This is a genomic window from Butyricicoccus sp., assembly GCF_050872565.1.
Lineage (GTDB): Bacteria > Bacillota > Clostridia > Oscillospirales > Butyricicoccaceae > Butyricicoccus_A.
Genome location: NZ_JBNMHC010000309.1, coordinates 1 through 2,663 on the forward strand (window position 1 = coordinate 1; position 2,663 = coordinate 2,663).

Consider the following 2,663-nt stretch of genomic DNA (forward strand, 5'->3'; position numbering starts at 1 on the left):
AATTTCTTCCGCCAGCTTAGGCTGGCACATCAGCGCACTGCCGTCACCGCCCTTGACGATTTTAGGTGCCGGACAGCCCATATTGATGTCAATGAGCTGTGCGCCGGAAATATCCAAGGCTTTTTTCGCGCCGTCCGCCATGTACGCCGGATTGCTGCCAAAAATTTGTACCCATCCCGGCTGTTCCGCCGGAGCCAGCGAAAGCAGCTCCCGCGTTTTTTTATCCTGAAACAGCAGAGCCTGCGTGGAAATCATCTCACTGATTGTTGCCGCTGCGCCGCATTCTCGGCAGATCTGCCGGAATGCCCGATCCGTCACGCCCGCCATCGGCGCCATGATGAATCGTCCGTCAATCTTCACATTTCCAATACAAAACCCTGTCATATGCTTTCTCCTGCTATTTGTTGTGTCAGATATACTTGTTATCAGTGTAGCATTGTTTCGCTATTTTGACAAGACAAAAGGGACTCCCGAAAACCGGAAGTCCCTTCCTATTCTGGTTTTAGTTGACGAAATTCAGGGCATGTCCCAAGAAATAGCCCGCACTGACAAATGCGGCATTGTAGCACACAATGCCCAGTGCACTGGCCGTCAAAAACGAAATCGGTTCTACCTCACAGACGCCCGCCGGAAGCGGCAGCAGCGTCCGCACAACAGGCAAGATCCGTCCGATAAAAATCTTGAGAAAGCTTCTGTGATGTAAGTATTCTTCGCAGCGTTCACAGGCGTGTTTGATTTTCGGCCCACGCGCCTTGAGCCAGTGCATGAGCGGATGTCCGCCCAATCGACCGATATAATACATCACAGTTGTTCCGATCATGCCGCCGACAACCGTCAGCACAATGGCAAACCACAGTGACATTTGACCGGTCGCGGCATAAATGCCCGCCGCAGGCAACACGACGCCCGCCGGCATTCCCGGACAGTTCATCGCTTCCAGACAAGTAATCACCAAAAAGACAATTGCGCCGTATTTGGCGATCCAATCCATAATGGTATTGACATCCACGGTTCCCCTGACCTCACTTTCGATTCGGGTTTCGCGGTATCTTATTCTTTCTCTTGCGTATGTTCTTCGTCAGTCTTTTTCTCTATCGGCTCTATCTGTTCCGTCTCGTCCTCATCGTCCTCCCATTTCTCACTGAGAATCTCATCCAGCATCGATCCGGGCTTGCGTGGCATATGATGAATCAGTTTTCCACCCAGTCCAAACACAACGGCAAACATACCAAAGAATAACAGGATGGGGTATAATTCCTCTTTGATTTCCGGTGTCAGCGCCAACAGCGGCGCGATGTGCATCAGCATGTTCTGCTCCTTTCCCGTTTTCTTCTGCGTTTATCATAGTCTCTTTTTGCCGCAGATGCAAGCGCACGGGCAGAGTTTTACATTCTATTCACACACGAAAAAACGCAGGTGGTATGACACACCCGCGTTTTTCCATGCTATTCTTTGCGCCTGCCGAGATACACAACAGCCACACTCATATCATCCGGCGCACCGCGCGCCGAGCCTTCCAGCACAATTCTCGCCGCCAGCTCCCGCGCAGACAGCCGCAGACTGTCTGACAGCAGCTCTTCTACCCAGCCCGCATTGCTTCCATCCGCATCGACGATGCCATCGCTGAGCAGCACCAGGGCGTCCTGTCCGCCCATGCGGAACTGTGTGACATCCATATCCCCGGCTTCTTCCAATCCCGCCGGAAGCGTACTGGACAAAATGCGCCGCACGCGCACACTGCCGTCTCCATCTACCGCCCGCACAAAGCTCGGTGCCGCCCCGCATTTGACGGAAGTCGTCTCGCCGGTAAATAAATCGATCGTACCTACATCCAATGTCACAAATTTCTTCCCCTGTGTGCGCAATTTCAGTGCCGGTCCAATGGTGCGCACGCAGTCTGCCGCCGAAATACCCGCACGCAAAAACCGTTCCGCCATGCGCACGGTGCTTTCGGATTCCTCCCGTGCTTCTTCCCCGGAACCCATGCCATCTGACAGGATGACGCACGCCACGCCTTCTTCTGTCGTAAAATAGCGAATACAATCGCCGGAAACCTGTTGTCCTTCGCGTGTGCGCGTGCCAATGCCAACCGTGATGTAATACGGCTCCTGCTCTCGAAACACCAAACGCATCCCGCTCGATTCATATTGTGTCTCCGGTTTTGCTAAAGATACATTCATCAGAGCCCCCAAGCCAGAGGCAAATCCCTCTTGATTGCGCAAAATCCGCGAAACGCACTCTCCCGTCAGCTCCAAATGCAGCCGCCCGCGGCGGTCTTTCCATGCCGCTACGCTTCGCACGCGTCCAAATGCCTCTGCATACGTGCGCAATTCCCTCTCCTGTGCCGGAAGAATCTCTGTGCCGCTGCTCATGCTCTCTCCCACCTGTTTCAGAATCCCAGTCACACCGGCATACTGCTGGGCAATCAATTTTCTTCCCGCTTCGTTTTTCTTTTGCGTTTGTCTGCGCTGAAACAACGCATCCATTCCTTCATTGACAGCGAGAACAAAATCAGAAAATCGCAGGCACTGCGCCGCAAAGCGTCCCGGAAAATCGCTGGCAGTAATATGCCCACTGCGCAGAAGCGGACCGGAAATAGCATCCAGTGTGCGCAAGGTAGACAGCTTATCTCGTTCCCAGCAAGTTTCCCGCGCCGAGCATCG

The 2,663-nt window shown here is 53.5% G+C and carries 4 protein-coding genes; all 4 read right to left on the minus strand.

Translation table 11 applies throughout. The annotated features are described in order from the left end of the window. Positions 1 to 384 (minus strand): tRNA dihydrouridine synthase (locus ACR0P9_RS10555; protein ID WP_432619940.1); only part of this gene is annotated, 384 nt, incomplete at its 3' end. Between the two features lie 118 nt (positions 385 to 502). Next, positions 503 to 1,009 carry a DedA family protein gene (locus ACR0P9_RS10560; protein WP_432619942.1) on the minus strand — a complete coding sequence of 169 codons (507 nt, stop codon included), beginning with the start codon at positions 1,007 to 1,009 and terminating at the stop codon, positions 503 to 505. Between the two features lie 41 nt (positions 1,010 to 1,050). Further along, positions 1,051 to 1,308: a hypothetical protein gene (locus ACR0P9_RS10565; protein WP_432619944.1), complete on the minus strand. Its 258-nt coding sequence runs from the start codon at positions 1,306 to 1,308 to the stop codon at positions 1,051 to 1,053. A gap of 137 nt (positions 1,309 to 1,445) precedes the next feature. Beyond that, a partial coding sequence (locus ACR0P9_RS10570) for a SpoIIE family protein phosphatase (protein WP_432619946.1) occupies positions 1,446 to 2,663 on the minus strand: 1,218 nt, incomplete at its 5' end.